The organism is Nitrosomonas sp. Nm33, assembly GCF_900107265.1.
GTDB lineage: Bacteria > Pseudomonadota > Gammaproteobacteria > Burkholderiales > Nitrosomonadaceae > Nitrosomonas.
The window spans coordinates 1-1,356 of sequence record NZ_FNPJ01000160.1 but is presented as its reverse complement, the minus strand read 5'-3'; the positions used below and the strand labels follow the sequence as shown (position 1 = coordinate 1,356).

Here is a 1,356-nt window from a genome sequence, read left to right as displayed (position 1 = left end):
GCACTCCAAGCCGGGAACTCGCGGGGTAGTTGCCGCCATTGACAACCTGTTTTTAAAACATACAAAATTGCATTTACTACCTGGCGTAGACTTACCTCTCTCGGCCTTCCTGCTGCTGATACCGGTAGGTGGGGTTTCAAGTGATACCACGCTCCAGAGCCTAGGTTGCTCGGATAACGCTTCTTCCGTTTTTTGGTTGATTCATAAAATGGTGAATGTTAACAAACAGCAAAAATCGCTACATCAGCTAGCTCTCACAATTTCCAAACAGTTTCTAATTCCAATTTGCATTGAAAAATGAAGAAATGAAACAATATAGCCATGAATTACGAGGAAAAAATCATGGCAAGAAAAGCAAGTGGAATAGATCAATTAGTAACGGCCCGGGAATTATTGAGAACAGCAAAAACAGCAGAGGAGTTGAGGGCGGCACAAGCAGTATTGCTGCCCTTGGAACTGGGAATGTCGTTAGAGGAAACGGCGAAGGCTATTGGACGTTCCATTAGATGGACGTGTAGCATGCGCACGCGCTACTGTAGAGTTGCTCGCTGCGAGGAGGAAGCACCTCGAACGAAACGGGCGCTCCGTAACCGTGCGATTGCCACGCTTGAACAGGAAGCCCAAATTCTTGATGAAGTTTTGGCAGGAGCGGCTCGAGGCGGAGTGGTAGTTGTCCCTCCGCTTAAAGAGAAAATAGAGGAACGACTAGGTAAGCGAGTAGCGCTCTCAACGATTTATCGAATGCTGGCTCGCCATGGCTGGCGTAAACTGGCACCGGATAGCGCTCATCCTCAAGGAGATGCTGCGCTGCGCGAGGATTGGAAAAAAAACTTAAGGAGCGGGTAGAGGAAATGGTCGCTGCGTGGGGTAATCATCGACCGCTACGCTTGATGTTCCAGGATGAAGCCCGCTTCGGACGCATTGCGGACAGGCGTTATTGTTGGTGCCACCGTCCGGATCGACCGGTGGTAAGTGCCATGGTGACGCAAGAATATACTTACGCTTACGGCGCAGTCAGTCCCCTCGATGGAGCCTTCGACAGCCTGGTGTTGCCTCATGTCAACAGCGATTGCATGCAGATTTTCCTCCACGAGATTGCCAACCGTTACCCTGGCGATAATGTCATCATGATCCTTGATGGTGCCGGCTGGCATAAAAGCAAGGATTTCGATTTGCCTGAGAACATCCGTTTGTTATTCCTGCCACCGTATTCCCCTGAATTGAATCCGCAGGAACACCTTTGGGACGAACTGCGAGAAAAATATAGCTGATCCCATATAAAATGATTTAAAGTGCATAAGCGGTAAAGAGCTGCTCGATGGAGCATCCTTCCTTTTTTCTGATTGTTTTGGCCTG

The 1,356-nt window shown here is 49.0% G+C and carries 2 protein-coding genes and 1 pseudogene; 2 read left to right on the top strand and 1 reads right to left on the bottom strand.

Features of this window, described 5'->3' with window-relative positions; all coding sequences use genetic code 11:
• Nucleotides 1–113: pseudogene (locus tag BLV54_RS15245) on the bottom strand (transposase); the annotation flags it as partial.
• A 229-nt stretch (nt 114–342) separates the two neighbouring features.
• Here BLV54_RS15245 and BLV54_RS15240 point away from each other — a divergent pair.
• Both BLV54_RS15240 and BLV54_RS15235 read left to right on the top strand, forming a co-directional pair.
• Nucleotides 343–846: a winged helix-turn-helix domain-containing protein gene (locus BLV54_RS15240; RefSeq protein WP_090571647.1), complete on the top strand. Its 504-nt coding sequence runs from the start codon at nt 343–345 to the stop codon at nt 844–846.
• On the top strand, nt 819–1,271 hold the full coding sequence (locus BLV54_RS15235; protein WP_218132448.1) for an IS630 family transposase: 453 nt from the start codon (nt 819–821) through the stop codon (nt 1,269–1,271). The genes BLV54_RS15240 and BLV54_RS15235 overlap by 28 nt, the downstream gene beginning before the upstream one ends.
• The last annotated feature ends 85 nt before the right edge of the window (nt 1,272–1,356 follow it).